This window comes from Anaerorhabdus sp., from assembly GCF_036637135.1.
Taxonomy (GTDB): domain Bacteria; phylum Bacillota_I; class Bacilli_A; order Erysipelotrichales; family Erysipelotrichaceae; genus Anaerorhabdus.
Genome location: NZ_JAVWNC010000015.1, coordinates 23,592 through 44,279, shown reverse-complemented (window position 1 = coordinate 44,279; position 20,688 = coordinate 23,592). Strand labels below are relative to the sequence as shown.

At 32.6% G+C, this 20,688-nt stretch carries 21 protein-coding genes; 17 read left to right on the top strand and 4 right to left on the bottom strand.

Annotation, left to right across the window (positions count from 1 at the left end; translation table 11 throughout):
* Positions 1 to 148: 148 nt before the first annotated feature.
* Both RR643_RS04470 and RR643_RS04465 read left to right on the top strand, forming a co-directional pair.
* On the top strand, positions 149 to 1,369 hold the full coding sequence (locus RR643_RS04470) for a GGDEF domain-containing response regulator (RefSeq protein WP_332482432.1): 1,221 nt from the start codon (positions 149 to 151) through the stop codon (positions 1,367 to 1,369).
* Between the two features lies 1 nt (position 1,370).
* Complete coding sequence (locus RR643_RS04465) at positions 1,371 to 1,721, top strand: Hpt domain-containing protein (RefSeq protein ID WP_332482431.1); 351 nt, start codon at positions 1,371 to 1,373, stop codon at positions 1,719 to 1,721.
* Here the strand turns inward: RR643_RS04465 and RR643_RS04460 are convergent.
* Entirely contained in the window at positions 1,716 to 2,606 is an 891-nt protein-coding gene (locus RR643_RS04460) for a LysR family transcriptional regulator (protein ID WP_332482430.1), read from the bottom strand. The genes RR643_RS04465 and RR643_RS04460 overlap by 6 nt on opposite strands.
* Before the next feature lie 106 nt (positions 2,607 to 2,712).
* Here RR643_RS04460 and RR643_RS04455 point away from each other — a divergent pair, with 106 nt between their 5' ends.
* The 9 genes from RR643_RS04455 (at position 2,713) to RR643_RS04415 (ending at position 12,487) form a co-directional block, all read left to right on the top strand.
* The gene (locus tag RR643_RS04455; protein WP_332468962.1) at positions 2,713 to 3,303 is read left to right on the top strand and encodes a chromate transporter; all 591 of its coding nucleotides are present in this window, start codon (positions 2,713 to 2,715) and stop codon (positions 3,301 to 3,303) included.
* Positions 3,303 to 3,878 (top strand): chromate transporter, encoded by a 576-nt coding sequence (locus RR643_RS04450; RefSeq protein WP_332468963.1) that lies wholly within the window; start codon positions 3,303 to 3,305, stop codon positions 3,876 to 3,878. Before RR643_RS04455 ends, RR643_RS04450 begins: the two co-directional genes overlap by 1 nt.
* Before the next feature lie 83 nt (positions 3,879 to 3,961).
* Positions 3,962 to 5,632: a sensor histidine kinase gene (locus RR643_RS04445; protein ID WP_332468964.1), complete on the top strand. Its 1,671-nt coding sequence runs from the start codon at positions 3,962 to 3,964 to the stop codon at positions 5,630 to 5,632.
* Positions 5,625 to 6,404, top strand: coding sequence for a response regulator transcription factor (locus RR643_RS04440; RefSeq protein WP_332482429.1), 780 nt, complete (start codon positions 5,625 to 5,627; stop codon positions 6,402 to 6,404). Before RR643_RS04445 ends, RR643_RS04440 begins: the two co-directional genes overlap by 8 nt.
* Positions 6,405 to 6,513: 109 nt before the next feature.
* Complete coding sequence (locus tag RR643_RS04435) at positions 6,514 to 7,560, top strand: ABC transporter substrate-binding protein (RefSeq protein WP_332482428.1); 1,047 nt, start codon at positions 6,514 to 6,516, stop codon at positions 7,558 to 7,560.
* A gap of 21 nt (positions 7,561 to 7,581) precedes the next feature.
* Positions 7,582 to 8,688 carry an ABC transporter ATP-binding protein gene (locus RR643_RS04430; protein WP_332468967.1) on the top strand — a complete coding sequence of 369 codons (1,107 nt, stop codon included), beginning with the start codon at positions 7,582 to 7,584 and terminating at the stop codon, positions 8,686 to 8,688.
* Positions 8,678 to 10,330 carry an ABC transporter permease gene (locus RR643_RS04425; protein WP_332468968.1) on the top strand — a complete coding sequence of 551 codons (1,653 nt, stop codon included), beginning with the start codon at positions 8,678 to 8,680 and terminating at the stop codon, positions 10,328 to 10,330. The genes RR643_RS04430 and RR643_RS04425 overlap by 11 nt, the downstream gene beginning before the upstream one ends.
* A gap of 146 nt (positions 10,331 to 10,476) precedes the next feature.
* Positions 10,477 to 10,977 (top strand): flavodoxin family protein, encoded by a 501-nt coding sequence (locus RR643_RS04420; protein WP_332468969.1) that lies wholly within the window; start codon positions 10,477 to 10,479, stop codon positions 10,975 to 10,977.
* Positions 10,978 to 11,104: 127 nt separating this feature from the next.
* Positions 11,105 to 12,487 (top strand): polysaccharide deacetylase family protein, encoded by a 1,383-nt coding sequence (locus RR643_RS04415; protein ID WP_332482427.1) that lies wholly within the window; start codon positions 11,105 to 11,107, stop codon positions 12,485 to 12,487.
* 127 nt (positions 12,488 to 12,614) lie between these two features.
* On the opposite strand, the gene RR643_RS04410 is transcribed toward RR643_RS04415, so the two are convergent.
* Positions 12,615 to 13,175, bottom strand: a complete 561-nt coding sequence (locus RR643_RS04410; RefSeq protein ID WP_332482426.1) for a hypothetical protein — start codon at positions 13,173 to 13,175, stop codon at positions 12,615 to 12,617.
* Positions 13,176 to 13,311: 136 nt separating this feature from the next.
* On the opposite strand from RR643_RS04410, the gene RR643_RS04405 reads away from it, so the two are divergent.
* From RR643_RS04405 to RR643_RS04385, 5 genes are all read left to right on the top strand, one after another.
* The gene (locus tag RR643_RS04405; protein ID WP_332472374.1) at positions 13,312 to 14,601 is read left to right on the top strand and encodes a patatin-like phospholipase family protein; all 1,290 of its coding nucleotides are present in this window, start codon (positions 13,312 to 13,314) and stop codon (positions 14,599 to 14,601) included.
* Positions 14,598 to 15,104: a dUTP diphosphatase gene (locus RR643_RS04400; protein ID WP_332482425.1), complete on the top strand. Its 507-nt coding sequence runs from the start codon at positions 14,598 to 14,600 to the stop codon at positions 15,102 to 15,104. The genes RR643_RS04405 and RR643_RS04400 overlap by 4 nt, the downstream gene beginning before the upstream one ends.
* Before the next feature lie 85 nt (positions 15,105 to 15,189).
* The gene (locus RR643_RS04395) at positions 15,190 to 16,494 is read left to right on the top strand and encodes a M18 family aminopeptidase (protein WP_332482424.1); all 1,305 of its coding nucleotides are present in this window, start codon (positions 15,190 to 15,192) and stop codon (positions 16,492 to 16,494) included.
* Positions 16,494 to 17,363 (top strand): methionyl aminopeptidase, encoded by an 870-nt coding sequence (locus RR643_RS04390; protein ID WP_442878011.1) that lies wholly within the window; start codon positions 16,494 to 16,496, stop codon positions 17,361 to 17,363. The genes RR643_RS04395 and RR643_RS04390 overlap by 1 nt, the downstream gene beginning before the upstream one ends.
* Positions 17,364 to 17,373: 10 nt before the next feature.
* Positions 17,374 to 17,889: a nitroreductase family protein gene (locus RR643_RS04385; protein WP_332482423.1), complete on the top strand. Its 516-nt coding sequence runs from the start codon at positions 17,374 to 17,376 to the stop codon at positions 17,887 to 17,889.
* Here RR643_RS04385 and RR643_RS04380 read toward each other — a convergent pair.
* Positions 17,882 to 18,184 (bottom strand): AzlD domain-containing protein, encoded by a 303-nt coding sequence (locus RR643_RS04380; protein ID WP_332468977.1) that lies wholly within the window; start codon positions 18,182 to 18,184, stop codon positions 17,882 to 17,884. The two genes, RR643_RS04385 and RR643_RS04380, sit on opposite strands and share 8 nt — an antisense overlap.
* On the bottom strand, positions 18,177 to 18,878 hold the full coding sequence (locus RR643_RS04375) for an AzlC family ABC transporter permease (RefSeq protein ID WP_332482422.1): 702 nt from the start codon (positions 18,876 to 18,878) through the stop codon (positions 18,177 to 18,179). Before RR643_RS04375 ends, RR643_RS04380 begins: the two co-directional genes overlap by 8 nt.
* A gap of 120 nt (positions 18,879 to 18,998) precedes the next feature.
* On the opposite strand from RR643_RS04375, the gene RR643_RS04370 reads away from it, so the two are divergent.
* The gene (locus RR643_RS04370; protein WP_332468979.1) at positions 18,999 to 20,630 is read left to right on the top strand and encodes a putative manganese-dependent inorganic diphosphatase; all 1,632 of its coding nucleotides are present in this window, start codon (positions 18,999 to 19,001) and stop codon (positions 20,628 to 20,630) included.
* Positions 20,631 to 20,688: the final 58 nt, after the last annotated feature.

The window sequence follows — 20,688 nt, the reverse complement described above, 5'->3', positions numbered from 1 at the left end:
TTATTATGAAAAATCATTGAATTCTGTTGATGATGCAAGTCATTTTCCTACAATTGAACCACATGAATAGGCACACCTAACGTGCCTATTTTAATTTGTCTCACCTTGGTATATAATGAAGTTAATGAGATTTACTTGGGAGAACTCTATGAAAGATATAATCTTAATCATTGAAGATGTCGAAATTAACCGTAAAATCCTAATCGAATGCCTAACAGATGAGTATAATTATCTTCAAGCCAGTAATGGGCAAGAAGCGCTTACTATCCTTGAAGAAAACTATAATGATATAAAAGCAATTCTACTTGATATTGTTATGCCAGTAATGGATGGTTATGAATTCCTTGATAGTTTTAAGAAAATTAAGGAATATCAAGAAATACCAGTCATTGCGATGACGGGTATTGAGTCGAAGGATGTTGAGGAAAGAATTATTGAAGCGGGAGCTATCGATTTTCTAGAGAAACCTTACAATTCAACAATAATAAGAAAAAGAATTAAAAATACATTGGAATTAACACGCGCTATTCGTGCAGGTAGAACTGATGGACTTACTGGATTACTTAACCGCGCAGCTTTTCGTCATGAAATTGAAACATACTTGATTGATATTAAAAAACCAGCAGCTTTAATGATTATTGATATTGATAATTTTAAGCGTGTTAATGATGTATATGGTCATTTCTTTGGTGATAAGGTATTAGTTGAATTTACGAATATCATGATTGATTGTTGTTATGGTGAACATGCATTAGGAAGATTAGGGGGAGATGAGTTTATTGTCCTTCTAAAAGATATGAAAAGTAAGGAACAAGCAAAGAAAATTGCGGATAGTATCATTTATACATTTAGTAAATCAATGTCACAATATGAAGGAGAACTACCATCATGTTCAATTGGGATATCTTATTATCCTGAAGATGGGACATCTCGTAGTGAACTTTACCTTCATGCAGATGAAGCACTGTATAATGCGAAACGTTTAGGTAAATCTAAAAGTTGTTTCTATAGTGAAGGACAACATGTATTTGCACGTTATGGATCTACTGTAGAAAAAGAATGGTTATTGGATGCATTGAACGCTTATATTTATATCTCAGATATGGAAACAGGCTTTGTATATTATACAAATAAGAGAATCGCAAGTGTTATAAAGGATGAAAATGATATAGATGAAAAAGAAATAGCCCATCATTTTGGATTATCCAGTGCGATTCAAGAAATCAATAAACGAATACAAAATGAAAAAGAATTGAATAAAGATTATCGAATTGGGAAGAGAAAGTTTATTTTGATGGCATCAAAGATTCATTGGGGTGAATCTAATTGTGCCAAGATACAAACAATAATTGAATTGGAGAGTGATTAAAATGACTTATTTGGATTACTTGAAAGAAACAGGTTGCGATGTTGAGGGAGCACTAAAACGATTGAACGGGAATGCAGATTTTTATAGAACACTTCTTCGACACTTAATAAAAGATACGAACCTAAAAGAGTTAATAGAGGTATTTGGAAAATATGATTTAACTGAATCATTCAACAAAGCACACACATTAAAAGGAGTACTTGCGAATTTGGGTATTATACCCTATTATGAGAAGATTTCTCTCATCATAGTTGACCTTAAAGAAAATAATCTAGAAGGTGTAGATTTTCTGATTCAGGATTTTGATAAAGAATATACAGAGTTCATAACGAGATTAGAAAAACTATTATAAAGAATCTAAAGATTTGAAGTTATCGTTTAGTTGTGAATAGAACGCTAAAAGGTGTTTCGTTTTCGGATCACCTTTTCTAAAAACAAAATAAAATGGATGTTGTAAATTAAACTCTTTTAATGGGAGTTTTTTTAGTTGGCCATTTGCGATTTCATTTTTAACTACACCTTCATATAGAAAGGTAACAGCTGTTGAGTTTGCGACGATTGCTTTAATAAGAGTAAAGCTTCCAAGTTCAATAATTTCTTTAAAAGATTGGCAACGAGCATTTTTAAACTCCAACCAATTTTCAAGTATCTCTCTTGTTCCTGACTCAGGTTCCCTAAGTACAAGTGGAAACTCATGCAATTGCTTAAGAGTAATTGATTTGTTTGCATAGGGATGATTTGATGCGACTACAGGAATAAATGGAACTTCAATTAATGGGTATGCTTCAAACATTTCATGATTGAATAGGCCTTCAATGCAAGCGCAATCAAGTTCATTTGTGTGTAGTTTTTGAAGAAGATTTTTGGTGTTTTCTACAGAAATACGGAGACGTTCATTTTCTTGGAAAATATTGTTGTTGATGATTTTGGAAAGATAATAATCGGCAATAGACAACGATGCGCCCATGCGTAGTGGTTGAATTGTTTTACTTAATAAGTTTCGAAATTGTTGTTCATTTGCTTGTTGAAGACTTAGGTATTCATAAAGCAATAAACCAGCTTCAGTGAGTCGTATTGATCGTTTAGAACTATCAACCAATTGACAACCATAATAGTCTTCAAGTTTATGAATGTGTTGTGTTACTGCAGGTTGTGTCATATTTAATGATTGTGCTGCATTCGTATAATTCTCATATTTCGCAACAGCTAAGAATGTATCAATTTTCGTATCTAACATAATTCCTCCACATATAACGAATATTTATATAATATAATATATCATAATTGGAAATTATAATATACCCATGATATATTTAACCCGTTAAGTTATTTAGGGAGATAAAATGAAGAAGAATATAGGTAAGAAAATGCTTTGGCAATTGTTTTGTTCAACATTTATGTTGAGTGCATGTACATTTGGTGGCGGATTTGTCATTGTTTCATTAATGAAGAAAGAATTTGTAGAAAAACTAGGTTGGTTAGAGGAAGATGAAATGCTGGATGTTACTGCAATTGCACAATCATCACCAGGACCCATTCCAGTTAATGCTTCTGTAATATTGGGGTATCGTATGGGAGGTATCTTAGGATCGTTTGTTGCAGTACTAGGAACGATTTTACCTCCGATGTTTATTATTTCTATAATCGCAGTTTTCTATGAACAATTTAGGGCTAACGTTTATATTGCAACAGCTTTACAAGTTATGAGAGCTGGTGTTGCAGCAGTAATCTTTGATGTTGTATTAAATCTTGCGAAGAATGTTTGTGCAACGCGTCGCATATTGTATATTGGTTCGATGATACTCGCATTCTATTGTGCAGTTGTGTTAGATATCAGTGCAATGATTATTATTTTGGTATGTCTTGCGATTGGATTAATTGATTTAGGTGTAAATCTATTTCTGAATAAAGGGAAATTGGGGGTTGTTGAATAATGGAAATACTATTTAAATTGTTTTTAAGTTTCATTCAAGTTGGATTATTCTCCGTTGGTGGAGGTTATGCTGCAATTCCGTTGATTCAAAATCAAATAGTGAATGTTCATCAACTAATGACAATGGCAGAATTTACAGATTTAATTACGATAGCGGAAATGACACCCGGGCCAATTTCAATTAATTCTGCAACATTTGTAGGAACACGGCTTGCAGGACCATTTGGTGCGATAATCTGTACAATAGGATGTATATTACCATCATTCATAATTTGCTTACTTCTGGCGCATTTCTATTATAAGTATCGTAATTTTAGTGGTGTACAAACTGTGTTAGCGGCATTAAGACCAGCAGTAGTTGCGATGATTGCATCTGCAGGTTTATCGATTCTGATGCTAGGGTTATTCAATACGGACTTAAAGTCAATTGTAATGGGTAACTTTAGAGTTGTTGAGTTTGTTCTTTTCATTGGTGCTTTCTTCTTATTAAGAAAATATAAGATGAATGCAATTACAATTATATTTGGTACAGGTGTTATTGGTACACTTGCCTATTTACCAATGATTTTAAAATGAAAGTTCTTTGGAACTTTTTTTCTTTGTTTGCGTGGAGTAGATAAAAATTATACAATGATTGAAAGTAATCATTAGGGGAAATTATGAATACGGAAAATCGCTTTCAGAAAAAATTGAGGAAACAAATATTAAAAATTACTTTAGTGATTGTAGTTGTCGCTATTGTTCTTTTAACTATACTTGCGAATTATTATGATAATTATAATAAGGAACGTAAATTAACATTAAGTAATGATCGTATTAAGAATCAATTTATGTTACTTTTAGAAGATTGTAGTTTGAGTATAGATGCAATGAAGAACAATCCTGAGATAGAGTATTTCATTACTCATCCACAAGTTGATTCAATTATTTATCAAGAATTGTATAGCATCAACAACATTCGAGATTTCAGTTTTGATTTAGTATTACTTGATTCCAATATGGATATCTTATTCACAAGTTTTCAAAACGAAGAGTTTGATGCTGTAAACAAGAGTTATCAAAAATTGATTTTGAGAGATATCAAAGACGAAAATGAAAATGTATCACTCAATTACTATGGAAAAATTAATGGTAACTATCATGAATTTACTGTAGTTGCAGGATTACTTTCACATGATGTACTTGCACTATATTATATTAAGGACTCTAACTTAATAAATTATATTGAGCGCAAACCTGCAGATCATTACATTATTTTAGATTCAAAGAATCAAGTTGTAGCATCATCTGAAACACAGCTTGTGAGACAAATGAGGAAACTTGCATTTGATATAGAGAATCATAGTGTTAAAATAAACAATTTGAATTACACTACAAAAGTTAAAACACAAAATGGATACAAATTCATTAGTCTATTGTACCAAGAAGAAATCATTGATCGAAATACGTTATTTATCTTAATTCTCCTCTCAATTGGTGGTATTGCTTTTTTATTGGATTATTATTCAAAACGTATTTCAAAAAATACAACAGAGTCTTTATCGGTTTTGTTGAGTGAAATGGATAAAGTGAAAAAAGGTGAAATAAAACAAATTGATATTCATACGGATGATGAGTTTGAAGTAATCGCAAAAGAAACAAATGATATGATTCGTGAAATTAATCAATTAGCGCAACGTAATGAGCAATTATTAGATTTAAGAAGAATGATGGAAATTAAACAACTTCAAGCCCAATTTAATCCGCATTTCTTATACAATACACTGGAAACTATTCGCTATACGATGATTATGGATCAAAATGTGGCGAGTGATTTAATCTTCAAGTTAACGAAAATACTGAGATATAGTATTTCCAATGGTGAAGATAAAGTATCCATACAAGAAGATATGGAATATATACAAAGTTTTCTAGATATCAATAAGGTGCGTTTTCAAGAAAGATTTGAATATACCATAAAAATAGATGAGAAATGTTATCCCTGCGTGATACCGAAATTAATTATTCAGCCCTTAATTGAAAACAGTATAAAACATAACTTTAAAAAGAAAAATGCATTATCAATTTGGATAACTGCAGATATTATTGATCATTACCTAATTATAGAGGTTGAAGATAATGGGGAAGGAATGAGTCGAGAAGAATTAGCTACAATCAACGAAATGATTAACTCCAAAGATATGAACCATACAAATCACATAGGACTTGCGAATGTAGCAAAACGCTTGCATCTACAGTATAGTAATTCTTCAAGTTTAACAATATCATCTAGAGAAGGTATAGGTACCAAAATTGCAATTATGATTAAGTTGGAGGATGAGTATGTATAAAGTATTAGTAGTTGAAGATGAAGCACTAATTCGCAAGGGGCTTATCTATTCGATTAATTGGGCAGATTTTGATTGTAATGTAGTAGCGGAAGCAAATAATGGATCAGAAGGTGTTCAAAAAATCAAAGAACATCATCCAGATATTGTTTTAGTAGATATTAATATGCCAATTATGAATGGATTTGAAATGATTAAGGAAACAACAGAAGAATTCAATTATAGTGCTATCATTGTTTCGGGATATAATGAATTCGATTATGCTAAACAAGCAATTCGTTTTGGTGTCAGTGAATATCTTTTAAAACCGGTTGACCATGAGGAATTACGGAATGCCTTAAGAAGAGCAATTGAACAAATTGAAATGAGAAAAAGCTATTTGTTTCAAATTTCCAAAAAAGAAGAAATCACTGAAAACAATGTATTAAACGAGAAGTTACTCTTACTTACTGATAAATCGGTAACTGTTGCACAAATGATTCAATACATTCAAGAAAATTATCAAAAAAAGATTGTAATGTACGATTTAGTTGAGAAGTTACAATGTAGTGCAACACTTCTAAACAATAAGTTTAAAACTGAAACAGGGACAACCTTCAATGATTACCTAAATCGATATCGTATTTTGATTGCAGTGGAAATGATTAAGGATAAACAATATCCAATTTATAGGATTGCTGAAATGACAGGATTTAAAAATTATAAGTACTTTAACATCGTATTTAACAAGTATATAGGGTGTTCACCAAAAGATTTTGAAAAGGCTACGTATTAGTAGCTTTTCATTTGGTTTTATAAATTAGCCAAATTTGTAGGATAATGCCATATGAAAGCGTTACCACAGTTTTTATAATTAAGTTAAGAAACAGGAGGGAAATCTGAAAATGAAAAAGTTTCTATCATTAGTTTTAATGGGTGCTTTGTTACTATCGGTAACAGGATGCTCAACACCAGCTCCAAAAGAAGAAAAACCAGAAGGAGAATCAACAGCTGAAACAACGGGTAAATTAGTTGTCTATTCTCCAAATAGTGAAGGGTTAATGAATTCCGTAATTCCTTTATTCGAAGAAACTTATGGCGTAGAAGTTGAAGTTATTCAAGCAGGAACAGGTGAATTAATTAAACGTATTCAATCTGAGAAAGATGATCCATATGCAGATATCATGTTTGGTGGAGCTCACTCACAATACATTTCAAATCCTGATTTATGGGAAAACTACGTTTCACCAGCGGATGCTACATTGCCAGAAGCATATCAAAATCAATCTGGATTTACTACAAGTTATGTTCTTGATGGTAGCGTATTAATCGTAAATAAAGATCTTATTGGTGACATCAAAATTGAAAGTTATGAAGATTTATTAAATCCTGAATTAAAGGGTAAAATCGCAATGGGAGATCCTGCAACATCTTCGAGTGCATTTGCACAATTAACCAATATTCTACTTGCTATGGGTGGATATGAATCTGAAGAAGCTTGGGCATATGTTGGAAAATTAATTGAACAACTCGATGGAAAAGTTGCATCAGGATCAAGTGCTGTTTATAAATCAGTAGCAGATGGTGAAATGATTGTTGGTTTATCTTATGAAGATCCATGTGCTCAATTAGTACGTGACGGTGCTAATGTTGCATTAGTATATCCAACTGAAGGATCAGTATACTTACCAGCAACATCAGGTATCATCAAAGGTGCAAAAAATATGGATAATGCTAAGAAATTTATTGACTTCATATTAACACCTGAAGTACAAGATATTTTCGGTACAACATTAACTAATCGTCCAGCTTTAGCTGAAGCTAAAACTGCAGACTATATGACTCCAATCGTTGACATTACTACAATTGATGAAGATCGCGAATGGGTAAACAGTCATAAAGATGAATTAGCAACTAAATACACTGATTTATTTGCTTCATTACAAAAATAATTAAATAAAGGAGATAGAAAGATGAGCGTAAACATTAAAATCAAAGATGCAGTTAAAAAATACGGTCAAAATACGGTCATCTCGAACCTTTCTGTGGACATTAAAAAGGGTGAGTTATTCACCCTTCTTGGTCCATCTGGTTGCGGGAAAACAACACTTTTACGTATGATTGCAGGATTCAATAGTATTGAAGGTGGGGATTTTTATTTCGGCGATACTAGGATAAATGATATGGATCCAGGAAAACGTAATATAGGGATGGTTTTCCAAAACTATGCAATTTTTCCACATTTAAGTGTTAAGGAAAATGTTGCCTTTGGTTTGAAAAATAGAAAAGTACCAAAGGAACAAATAGAACAAGATACTGAAAAATTCTTAAAGATAGTACAAATTGATTCATACAAGGATCGTATGCCTGAGCGATTATCGGGAGGTCAACAACAACGTGTTGCATTAGCACGTGCGTTAGTTATTAAGCCAGATGTACTTTTGATGGATGAACCATTGAGTAATCTGGATGCGAAACTAAGAGTTGAAATGCGTACTGTTATTAAAGATATTCAAAATGAAGTTGGTATTACTACGGTATATGTAACTCATGATCAAGAAGAAGCGATGGCTATTTCAGATCGGATTGCAGTTATGAAAGATGGAGTTATCCAACACATTGGGACGCCAAAAGATTTGTATCAAAGACCAAGTAATTTATTTGTATCAACATTTATTGGACGTACAAATATTATGAAGGGTAATGTGACGATGGATAATGGTGTAGTAAAGTTAAATATTACTCCAAATTATGCAATAACACTTGATACAGTGCGTGAAGAATATCAAAAGGATCAAAATGTACAGATTTCAATTCGACCTGAAGAATTTATTATCAATCATGAACATGAAGGAATGGATGCGATTGTAGATTCCAGTGTATTTTTAGGACTAAATACACATTATTTTGTACATCTTGAAGAAACTGGTGACAAAGTTGAAATTATACAAGAATCATCAATTGACAGTATCATTGCACCTAAAACAAAAATTAAGTTAACAGTTAAACGTGAAAAAATAAATATCTTTAGTGAAGATGGTTCGTATAACTTAATGGTAGGTGTTAACGATGAAAAATAATAATAAATTCAAGTTAGATATTTGGGGAATAATCACTCTTACTATACTTGGTTTATATATCTTATTTTTGGTCTTGCCACTAGGGACAGTTTTATATCAAGCCGTAATTAATAAAGAAACAGGTGCAGTAACACTTGATTATTTTGCAAAATTCTTTGGTAAAAAGTATTATTCAGATACATTAATTAATAGTTTTAATGTTAGTTTTTGGACAACACTTTTAGCTGTAGGAATTGGTACACCTCTTGCCTACTTCTTTACAATGTTTAAGATTAAAGGTAAGAAATTTTTACAAATTTTAATTATCCTTGCGAGTATGTCAGCACCATTTATTGGGGCATATTCATGGATTTTACTTTTAGGAAGAAACGGAGTTATTACTAATTTCTTCAAAGGTATTGGAATTGCGATTCCCAATATTTATGGATTTGTAGGTATTCTACTCGTATTAGTTTGTCAATTATTCCCATTAATCTTCTTGTATATTCAAGGAGCTTTGAAAAATATAGATAATTCATTAATTGAAGCAAGTCAAAATATGGGGTGTGGTGGAATTAAATTATTCTTTAGAGTCATAATTCCATTAGTTATGCCTACCATGCTTGCGGGTGGATTATTAGTCTTTATGAGAGCCCTCTCAGACTTTGGTACACCGATGTTAATAGGAGAGGGATTTAGAACCTTCCCAGTGCTCATATTCAATGAATTTATGAGTGAAGTAAGTGGTGATGATGGATTCGCTTCTGCCATTGCAATTGTATCAATTATCGTAACTGCTATTATTTTCTTGGTGCAAAAGTATGCAAGTAATCATTTCTCATTTACTATGAATGCGATGCATACAATTGAAGAAAAACCACTAACTGGAATGAAAAATTTCCTAGTTCATCTATATACATACTTAGTTATTGGTGTTGCGATATTACCACAGTGTTATGTTATTTATACATCCTTTAAAAATACAAAAGGGTTATTGTTCACCGAAGGACATTCTTTAATGAGTTATAAGTCTGCGTTTGATAGAATGGGAAATACGATTATTAATACCTTTAAGATTCCTGGTATCGCATTAGTCATCATTGTTTTCTTAGCGGTACTCATTGCTTACCTTGTTGTAAGACGAAGAAATAAAGTTACAAATACTGTTGATGTTATGAGTATGATTCCATATATCATTCCGGGATCAGTAGTTGGTATTGCATTTGGGATAACATTTAGAAATAAGTTCTTCTCTATTGGAGGATTAGCGTTAATGGTTATAGCGCTTGTGATTCGTCGACTTCCATATACGATACGTTCCAGTGTTGCGATTCTTCAACAAATTCCAATGTCAATTGAAGAGGCTAGTATTTCTCTTGGGGCAAGTAAGTTAAAAACATTCTTTAAGATTACGATGCCAATGATGGCATCAGGTATTATATCGGGAGCTATTCTAAGTTGGGTAACTCTAATTAGTGAGTTATCAACCGCAATTATTCTTTATACAACAAAGACTAAAACACTAACGATAGCGATATATACCGAGGTACTTCGTGGTAACTATGGAATAGCGGCGGCATTAAGTACGATACTTACAATCGCAACCGTTATATCATTACTCATCTTTATGAAGATATCTAAAGGAAAGGATATTGCACTATAATTAGAACCCTACCTTGATGTTGTAAATTAGGTAGGGTTTTCTTACGAATAATAGAAGAATTAAAATTAAAATTGCTGGAATGATATGTGTTCGTTGACTAGAAATTATAGAAACGATATAGTAATCATAGAATATGGAGGTAGAAAATGGAGTACGCAATTGTGTATGTTTCAAAAACTGGGAACACAAAGATGCTAGTGGATGTCATTAAAAAGTGTGTGCCCGGTGAGTGTGTTTATGAAGGGGATGTTACAAAGTCAGATAATTTACCAGAACTTATCTTTGTCGGATCGGGTGTCGACAAGGGAAACTTCTATCCTTCAGTCCTTGAATTTCTTAAAAACATGAGGGATAAAAAAGTATTCTTATTCGGAACTGCTGGGTTTCAAAAGACTCAAACATATTATGATCGAATAATTAAGATTGTTAGATCGAGTGTTTACCCAGGAAATAAAGTAATTGGTGATTTTATGTGTCAAGGTAAAATGCCTTTATTGATTAAGAATAAATGCGAGAAGATGGATCGTAAGACTGCGAAGTTTGATATTGATTTGTTTCTCAAAGGTTTCGATGAAACTCTTTTGCATCCGAATGAAAGTGATTTCAAGCATTTCGAACGTATTCTACTTACAATATTTCCAAAATGATTGGTTTCCACCAATCATTTTATTTTCTATAAATAAAAGTTCTTAAGATATTCTAAAAAATTTTGTTAAGGTAAAATTAAGTGTCATTTCTATGATAAAATAGGATTAGGTTTTGGGAGGTAATATCATGATTTCAAATTCTACAATAAGAAATAAAAAAATTGCGATTGTATTTGTCTTTATCGCTTTAATTTGTGGAATTAGCTTAAGCATAATGTTGATAAATGACTATATTCCGGAACCTTTAAAGCAAGTTAGTGAACATACAGAGAAAGTAAAGTATATTAAAAAAATAGGAAAAAAGTTTTCCGTTGTGGTTTACTATCCAACTTTAGATAATAACTTGAATGATATTGTATACAATGAGGCAAACGAAGTATTTAACGAGATTATTGAACAAAAAGATGATTTCATCAAGGACAATAAATCGACAATGGTTCTTGTGGATTATCAATATGATGACATATCCACATCGCTTGCTCAAATTAAATATAATATCCAAGTATTAAATGAAGATACTGACTCTCAATATGTAAAATCGATAATGCTTGATAAAAATACAGGGAGTACTGTAGATACAACAGCGGTATTTGATGATGTTGCATTACGTTTGTTGAGGCAGAACTTAAGGAATATGGCGAAAGCTGATGAAAACTTAAAGGAGTTAGCGTTCTCACGTGAATTTTTAGAAGTAACCGCAAATAACAAGGAAGTATTTTCAAACTTCTATGTTGAAGGCACTGAATTAGTATTTAAAATTGATTTGTTCGAAAATCAAGTAATTGAGTTTAGACAAAATGGAGAAGAGATAGCGAATCACATTGCGTTGGATTTAGGAATTACACAAACAATTGAGGATCCAGTTGTTTATATACCAATGCGATATGTAGATCCAAATCGTCCCATGGTAGCGTTAACGTTTGATGATGGACCTCATGTTCAATATACGAGTGAAATCTTAAGTACACTAAGGGAATATGATAGTGCAGCGACTTTCTTTATTTTGGGTAATCGAATCGGTAATAATTCACGATATACAGTACTAGATACTATTGAGTCTGGAAGTGAGGTTGGAAGTCACTCTTGGAGTCATCCTTATCTTGTTAAAACAAAGGACAAAGATTTGGACTTGCAATTCTACGGTACATCCAACAAAGTATATGAGGATGTAAGTCAATGGTGTTATCAAATCAAATTATTTAGACCTCCTTATGGAGCTATAAATAAGCGCGTATCTGAACAATCGCCATATCCGTTTATAATGTGGAGTATGGATACGTTGGATTGGAAAACAAGAGATGTACAAACAACAGTTGATACGATTTTGAATGATGTAAAAGATGGAGATATCATATTAATGCATGATATTCATTTGGAATCTAAGGATGCTGCAATACAAGTTATTCCTATGTTAATAGATAAGGGATATCAACTTGTTACAGTGAGTGAAATGATGGCAGCAAAGGGAATTACCATGGAGAATGGAGTTCGTTATAGTAAAGCAAGATAAAAAGGTGCATTGCACCTTTTTATTATATTGAATTATGGAAGAATTGATTTATTGTCTTAATCATATAATTTGAAGAACAGTTTTGAATAATAAAAGATAAGAATCGAAAGATAAGGATTTAACTGTTTTATTTTTCCAAGCGAAGTACAAAATTTCCGTTTTCTTCAATCATATAAACAGGACCATAAAGATAACCTAAACGATTTTCTACAATTAATTCATTTACACATTCAACTTCGTCTCCATTTTCCAATACAGCACTTATTTTATAATAAACATAATCGGTATCTTTTAATTGGTTTTGTTCTATTGCCTCACGAGTAATGAACCCTAAGTTATCATCACTACCATATTGAGGGAGAATATTTGCATCATCTGGATTGATTTTTGTACCATCAGTATTCTTAGATGATTGACTAGATAATAAACTACCATCAGATGAGTTTTGAATAACACGGTAACCAATGACATTGTCTGAAATTACATAGAGCTCAATTTCGGATGTGTGAGATTCACTTGCAGGTTTGTTTTCGTTAGCATAAAGATAGACTTGTTCCTCGGTTGCATTTTTGTTTTGTTCGCTACCCGTTGTATCTGTGGGTGTTTGTTCGAGTGGAGTTTCTTTAGGTTTAGAGCTACACCCCGTAACGATAAGTAATAACAATGACATAATAAGAATTTTCTTCATAAAATTCTCCTTTCTCTACGTTTGTCAATAATAGTTTATTACTTGAGTCTACAAATGTCAATCGGTTATTGGTGATTTGTATTTTCTGAAAATTATGAACAATCTATTGTATAATAGTTAAGGTAGAGGTGATGTTATGAAAAGAGCAATAGCTTTAGCGGGTGGTGGCACAAAGGGTGCTTATCAAGCGGGCTTTGTAAAAGCGATTCAAGAATTAGGTATAGAATATGATATCGTAACAGGTACTTCAATTGGTTCACTAAATGGTGCATTACTTGTACAACACGATGAAGATCGATTGATTGATTTGTGGGAACATATGGAAATGAAGCGTGTATTAGCTCAAGAAATACCAATGAAATTGAATGTCGATGAATTTCTTAAGGAATCAAATCGGGTGACGTCCTTCTTTAAAAAATACGTAAAAGAGCAAGGTGCAGATATTACCCCCTTTAGAGAAATGATTCATGAATATTACAATGAAGATAAATTTATGAATTCGAAAATAGAATATGGTCTAGTAACAGTAGAGTTTCCAACACTAAAATCACGATATATCACAAAAGAAGATATGAAAGAGGGTAAAGGTGAGAAATACCTACTTGCTAGTGCGTCTTGTTTCCCAGCATTTCCACGTTGTTCGTTTGATGGTTTTGAATTTGTAGATGGTGGATATTACGATAATTTACCCATTGAATTAGCGCTTCGTCTTGGAGCAGATGAAGTTATTGCGGTTGATTTAGATGATAAACCAATACATCGTCAATTTGTGAATAAACCGAGCATTACATATATACGTCCTAGTTTTTCTCTAGGATCATTCTTGGACTTTGATGCAAAACACATAACTCAAAATATTCTATTGGGCTATTTTGATACGATGAAAATTTATAAGAAGTTAGATGGGGTCCGTTATACATTTTATCCAATTCATGAAGTACCAGAAATGTTTAATAAATTTTATCGTCAATTATTAGTTTTTGATCACAAATTAACTCAATCAAAATTAGTGTCAGATGAAAATGCAGTATCAACAAGATTATGTCGAGATAATCAAAGAGCATTCTTATCCATAAGAGAAATGAATTTTGCGATGATGGATTCGATTATGGTTACTTTACAAATGAATCCGTATGAATTATATAGATTAGATGATGTAATAGAAAAGATTCACCAAGAATTTGAAGTTGCATTTCTGGATAATTATGAAATATTACCGGAGTTAAACGTTAAAGAAGTAGTTAAGACATTAGAAAATATGACAAAGAAAGAAATTGTCACAAAACTAATTCATAGCATTCTATATCGGGAGAAAAGTAGAATACCATTGCGTTTAGTTTTGAATGTATTTGGTTTTGAAACCGCAATGGCATTGTGGATTATCACTAGTAAAGGAATAGAGTTGAAATGGGAAGAAATAACATGATCGTGGCAAAATTTGAAAAGGTAAGTTTTGAACAGTTTAAGAAAGACTGGTTGAATCAGTTTGATGATGGGGAAGATACAATAAAAGAAATCTATGAAGGTATACAATTACCCAAGCGTGCAACAAAAGGATCTGCAGGATATGATTTCTATTCACCAATAGATTATAATTTTAATCCCAAACAAAAACATAAAATACCGACAGGTATACGTGTGTGTATTGAAGAGGGATGGGTATTACAAATCGTTCCAAGAAGTTCATTGGGATTTAAATATGGATTGCGTTTAAGTAACACAGTAGGGGTCATTGATGCAGACTATTATCACTCTGATAATGAAGGTCATATGATGGTCTCACTGATTTGCGATAATGAAGAAAATAAAGGATTGCATCTTGAAAAAGGAAGCGCATTTGCACAAGGTATTTTCTTACCATTTGGAATTACTGAAGATGATGATGCAACTGAAATTCGTAATGGTGGATTTGGAAGTACAAATAAATAAGGTATTGCCATACCATTCGGTTCAGGATTTGTGTAAAATAGAAGAATAGTAGGAGGGAGTATAGCTACGGCTATAAGTGAAATATATGGAAAATACAAAGAAAATGATGTCCTTTATTCAATCTTCACCAACATGTTATCAAGCAGTTGATACAATCAAAGGTGAACTTGTAAAAGAAGGATTTCAAGAAATAAAAGAAAGCGATACTTATCACCTTGAAAAAGGAAAGAAGTATTTTGTTATTCGTAATTACTCAAGTATTATTGCGTTTAAAATTGGAGAACGCTTGAATCAAATGAGTTATCATGTTGTTGCCTCACATAGTGATGCACCTTCATTTAAATTAAAACCAAAGCATAAAAAAACAAATAGTGGTTATGAAGTAATGAATACAGAGGTTTATGGAGGTCCAATCTATAATACATGGATGGATCGTTTATTAAGTGTTGCGGGAAGAGTACTTGTAAAAGAAAATGATACGATACGAATTCTTCCAGTTCATATGAAAGAGCCTTTGTGTTTAATTCCAAATCTTGCGATACATATGAATCGTAGTGTAAATGAAGGTGTTAAATTAAATCCTCAAATTGATATGTTACCGATGATATCTAAGAATAAAGAGTATGACTTGATGGATGTAATTGCGAAAAAAGTAAATATCGATAAAGAACAAATATTAGATACAGATTTATTCTTATATCCAATTGATAATGGTTATGTTTGGGGAGATCAAAATGAATTTGTATCCATGTATCATTTAGATGACTTACAATGTGCCTATACAACATTACAAGGATTTATCAAAGGAAGTAATCGAGATACTGTTTCGGTATATTGTTGTTTCGATAATGAAGAAGTAGGCAGTGGAACAAAACAAGGAGCTGATTCGACATTCTTGATGGATACCATCCAAAGAATCAACTCTGGTTTAGGATATGATTTTGAAATGCTTCAAAAAGCTTTAGCATCGAGTATGATTGTATCCGCTGATAATGCTCATTCAATTCATCCCAATCATCCAGAGAAATCAGATCCAACCAATGTTGTATCAATTAATGAAGGTATTGTCTTAAAATACAATGCAAATCAACATTATAGTACGGATGGTTTATCAGCTGCGTTATTTAAAGAGATATGCCAAGACGAGAAGATAAAGTTTCAATCATTTACCAACCGCTCTGATGAAAGAGGCGGAGGAACATTAGGTGCAATTAGTACATCACATGTAAGTATCTTATCAGTAGATATTGGATGTGCTCAACTTGCTATGCATTCAGCATTAGAAACTGCCGGTGTATTGGACACTGATATGATGATTTATGCATTAGAAAAATTCTTTAATGCTCATATCGTAAGTGATGCAAGTTATCAATACAGAGTGGAGAGGTAGTGCAAATGGAAAATAAAGAAAATTGTTGGTGTGGTAGTGGATTACCCTATGATGAGTGTCATCAATCAATTGATGCAAAGATAAAAGAATATGAGCGAAAAGGTTGTACAGTACCTCCTCGCAGTTTGATTAAAACACCAGCACAAATTGAAAAGATTAAAGAGAGCGCTAAAATCAATACTGCTGTTTTAGATTATGTAGCAGAACATATACATGAAGGTATGACAACAGAAGAAATTGATGTATTAGTATCTGAATTTACAAAGAGTAAAGGTGCAATTTGTGCTCCTTATCAATACCAAGGGTATCCAAAAAGTGTATGTACTTCAATTAATGAAGAAGTATGTCATGGAATTCCTAACCGTAGAAAGAAATTGCAACAAGGAGATATCGTAAATGTGGATGTATCCACAATCTTAGATGGTTACTATAGTGATGCATCACGTATGTTTTGTATTGGTCAAGTGAGTCCTGAAAAACAAAGACTTGTAGATGCGACAAAAGAATGTCTAAGAATTGGAATTGAAGCTGCAAAACCTTGGGGATTTGTAGGGGATATTGGTGAAGCAATTAGTAAATATGCCCACCAGCATGGATATTCAGTAGTACGTGAATTAGGTGGACATGGGGTAGGTATCGAATTCCATGAAGATCCATTTATCTCTCATGTTGGTAAAAAAGGAACGGGGATGTTACTTGTGCCTGGAATGATATTTACAATTGAACCAATGATTAATGAAGGTGGTGCAAATGTTGTTATCGACCGATATAATGGATGGACAATTTACACAGCAGATGGAAAACCTTCGGCACAAGTTGAACATATGATTTTAATTACTGAAACAGGAAATGAAATTTTAACATATTAGGAGAAAAACGATGGATGATTTAAGAAAAGCATTATTTGAAAATCGAAGAAGTGTAAGAAGTTTTGAATCACGTCAAATCTCAAGTACAGATTTGCATGATATTTGTACAGCTGCACAACTAGCAGCAAGCGCAATGAATGAGCAAGCATGGTTTTTTGTGATTATTCAAAAAGAAGAAGTTCTGCAAGAAATTGCGGTGCTTGCGACAGGAATTGAAGAAGCACCATTTTATAATGCGCCAACATTGGTTGTGGCGTTTGCAAAAGATGATGCAATTGCACCAGTTGAAGATTGTGTCTTGGCGATGTCGAATATGATGTATGCAGCAGTTCTTAATGATTTAGGTACATGCTGGATTCATGCAACTAAAGATGTATTCAATAATCCAAAGTATGCAGCATTAAAAAATGCATGTGGTGTACCTGAAGGTTACACATGCATTGGTTCATTAGCGATAGGCTATCCAAAAGGTCCTCTTAGTGAACCTAAATCTAGAAAGCAAAATGTATTTTCGGTTATTAGATAAAACGCTCTACAATAAATACAACAACACAAGCACTAAGGGCTACAGTCAGTAGTCCTTTTTCATTGTATGCAAGAGCTAAAGCGGTAACTAATCCTGCAATAGCGGAAATTGGAGATGATGTACACGATAAAATAGCTGGGAATGTCATGGCGCTTAATACAGCATAGGGCATATAAAATAAGAAGCTAGATAACCACTTATTCTTAATCTTACCTCGAATAAAAACTAAAGGGATAACTCTTAATAAATAGGTAGTACCAGCGGTTACTAATAAATATAGGAAGTAATTACTCATATTCATTAACCTCCACTGGGAATAAGGTAGCACTGATAGCGGAAGCTATCAAAGTACACAAGATAATTGAAAATCCATCAGAGATAAAATTCAAGAATGGAACCCATGCAAAGAGTGAACTCAATACAATTGATATACAAATGGTAAAGGCAACAGTTTTAACTTTCTTTGCGACAGGTAAAATAATAGCGATAAACATACCATACAAGGCAATTGAAAATGCCGACTGGAGTGATGGAGGTAGTAAAGAATTAAATGTTCCACCGAGAAAAGTACCTAAAGTCCATCCGATAATCGGAGTTGTCATTAGTCCAAGCATATATTGAAATTTATTGGGCTCTGGTTGTGATTGAGCAACTGCATAAATTTCATCGGTATTACCAAACGCAACAATGCATTTTTCTCTTAATTTCATATGAGGATCTAATTTTTGTGATAAAGATATAGACATCAACACATAACGAAAATTGATGATTATTGTAGTAAGAAAAACTTCAAATACAGGAGCTTGCACGGCCATTAATTGAATGGCTGCAAATTGTCCTGCAGAAGTTAAATTAGCAAGTGAAAGTAATGTTGCTTGAAGGGTAGATAAACCTTGGGCTGTTGCGATCATTCCAAATGTAAATGATACGGAAAGATAGCCTAAACCTATAGGTAATCCATCCTTTAATCCTTTTTTAAATCGTTCCATTCATATCACCTTGATTTAGTGTAACTCGTGAAAAATTAAACTTCAAGTGAATTTGTCACTTTATTTGAAATTGCGTCTATTATCAAGTAAAATAAGTGTACTAGAGAAAAGGTGATAGAGATGGACGATAAAGTATATGTAGTCGGTCATAAAAATCCAGACTCTGACTCGATTTGTTCTGCATTAGCTTACGCAAACCTAAAGCGTGAGTTAGGGGAAGATGCAATCGCGTGTAGATTAGGACCTTTAAATGACGAGACTAAGTTTATATTAAAAAGATTTAATTTAGAAAACCCATTATTATTAAAAGATGCAAGAAGTCAATTAATGGACATTGAAAAGGATAATGCAAACTGTATCAATGAATACAATACAATGAAAGAGGCTTGGAGCGAAATGCTCGGAGCAAGTAATCGTAGTTTGGTTGTAGTGAATGATGATGAGAAGTTAGTGGGAATTGTATCGACTTCAAATCTTGCGATGACACGATTGATGTTACCAGATGAAATTGAATATTTAATGCGATCAACCAACTTGGAATCAGTTGCGAAGACTGTTAATGGTAAAGTTGTACTTCAAGCTAATGATTTTCAATTGAGTGGTAAAGTATTTATTATTACCCTTATTAATATGGATAACTTTGATAATGATCTAAATCGTAGTATTTGCATCATGTCAGATGGTATCTTAAAACAAAGACAATTGATTGAGGGTGGTGCAAAGTGCTTAATCATTACTTGTGGTCAAGATGTGGATGAAAGTGTATTAAGACTTGCTAAGGCAAAGGATTGTGCTATTATTCAATCTGATTGGGATACAATGAATGTAGCGAAAGTTATTAATGAAGCATTTCCAATTCGTTGTATTATGACTCCTCATGCAATGACATTTAATGAAAATGAATATGTAGATGATGTAGCTAAGAAAATGATGAATACGCGTTTTAGAAGCTATCCTGTACTAAATGATGAAGGTAATATTGTAGGTGCAGTATCACGTTACCATCTTCAAAACTATCGTCGTAAAAAATTCATATTAGTAGATCATAGTGCACGTAATCAAGCAATTAATAATATAGAAGAAGCTGATATTCAAGAAATCATTGATCATCATCATATTGGTAATATTGAAACAGACCATCCTATTTATTATAGAAATCAAAGATGTGGATGTACTGCAACGATTGTTTCGCAACTATATCAAGAGAATCATGTTACACCAACTGAACAAATGGCAGGAATATTGTTAAGTGCTATTATTTCAGATACATTACATTTTAAATCAGCTACAACAACTGAATTAGATAAAAAGACGGCTCAATGGTTAGCGCAAATAGCTCATATTGATATTGAAAAGTATGCGATTGAAATGTTAAGTGCATCAGTAGCATTAAAAGATGCAACACCAACTCAAATCTTAAATCGAGATTTAAAGAGCTATGATATTGGAAAATATCATTTGGGAATTGGGCAAACTAATTACCATAATATAGAAGACCTTCAAAAGATTCTTCCAGAATTTAGGAAAAACTTAGAAGCTGAAGTTCAAGAAAAGAAATTAGACTTACTCGTTATGATGTTTACCCATGTAATGGCAGAGGGCACGATGTTCGTCTACAGCGGACCACTGTCCTATATAATGAGTAACGTTATTGAAACTCAATTTGATGATTATTCTGGATATGATCATGATATCATTTCTAGAAAACAACAACTGATGCCTAAATTATCTTCCATGTTAAAAAATATGTAATAGAGAAATCTCACTTCAAAAAAAGGTGAGATTTTTTTATTTTAAAGGTAAATGTAAC

Excerpts from the sequence above, each read along its gene's own strand:
- RR643_RS04470 (WP_332482432.1), top strand. The coding sequence starts at position 149 with ATGAAAGATATAATCTTAATCATTGAAGATGTCGAAATTAACCGTAAA.
- RR643_RS04465 (WP_332482431.1), top strand. The coding sequence starts at position 1,371 with ATGACTTATTTGGATTACTTGAAAGAAACAGGTTGCGATGTTGAGGGA.
- RR643_RS04460 (WP_332482430.1), bottom strand. The coding sequence starts at position 2,606 with ATGTTAGATACGAAAATTGATACATTCTTAGCTGTTGCGAAATATGAG.
- RR643_RS04455 (WP_332468962.1), top strand. The coding sequence starts at position 2,713 with ATGAAGAAGAATATAGGTAAGAAAATGCTTTGGCAATTGTTTTGTTCA.
- RR643_RS04450 (WP_332468963.1), top strand. The coding sequence starts at position 3,303 with ATGGAAATACTATTTAAATTGTTTTTAAGTTTCATTCAAGTTGGATTA.
- RR643_RS04445 (WP_332468964.1), top strand. The coding sequence starts at position 3,962 with ATGAATACGGAAAATCGCTTTCAGAAAAAATTGAGGAAACAAATATTA.
- RR643_RS04440 (WP_332482429.1), top strand. The coding sequence starts at position 5,625 with ATGTATAAAGTATTAGTAGTTGAAGATGAAGCACTAATTCGCAAGGGG.
- RR643_RS04435 (WP_332482428.1), top strand. The coding sequence starts at position 6,514 with ATGAAAAAGTTTCTATCATTAGTTTTAATGGGTGCTTTGTTACTATCG.
- RR643_RS04430 (WP_332468967.1), top strand. The coding sequence starts at position 7,582 with ATGAGCGTAAACATTAAAATCAAAGATGCAGTTAAAAAATACGGTCAA.
- RR643_RS04425 (WP_332468968.1), top strand. The coding sequence starts at position 8,678 with ATGAAAAATAATAATAAATTCAAGTTAGATATTTGGGGAATAATCACT.
- RR643_RS04420 (WP_332468969.1), top strand. The coding sequence starts at position 10,477 with ATGGAGTACGCAATTGTGTATGTTTCAAAAACTGGGAACACAAAGATG.
- RR643_RS04415 (WP_332482427.1), top strand. The coding sequence starts at position 11,105 with ATGATTTCAAATTCTACAATAAGAAATAAAAAAATTGCGATTGTATTT.
- RR643_RS04410 (WP_332482426.1), bottom strand. The coding sequence starts at position 13,175 with ATGAAGAAAATTCTTATTATGTCATTGTTATTACTTATCGTTACGGGG.
- RR643_RS04405 (WP_332472374.1), top strand. The coding sequence starts at position 13,312 with ATGAAAAGAGCAATAGCTTTAGCGGGTGGTGGCACAAAGGGTGCTTAT.
- RR643_RS04400 (WP_332482425.1), top strand. The coding sequence starts at position 14,598 with ATGATCGTGGCAAAATTTGAAAAGGTAAGTTTTGAACAGTTTAAGAAA.
- RR643_RS04395 (WP_332482424.1), top strand. The coding sequence starts at position 15,190 with ATGGAAAATACAAAGAAAATGATGTCCTTTATTCAATCTTCACCAACA.
- RR643_RS04385 (WP_332482423.1), top strand. The coding sequence starts at position 17,374 with ATGGATGATTTAAGAAAAGCATTATTTGAAAATCGAAGAAGTGTAAGA.
- RR643_RS04380 (WP_332468977.1), bottom strand. The coding sequence starts at position 18,184 with ATGAGTAATTACTTCCTATATTTATTAGTAACCGCTGGTACTACCTAT.
- RR643_RS04375 (WP_332482422.1), bottom strand. The coding sequence starts at position 18,878 with ATGGAACGATTTAAAAAAGGATTAAAGGATGGATTACCTATAGGTTTA.
- RR643_RS04370 (WP_332468979.1), top strand. The coding sequence starts at position 18,999 with ATGGACGATAAAGTATATGTAGTCGGTCATAAAAATCCAGACTCTGAC.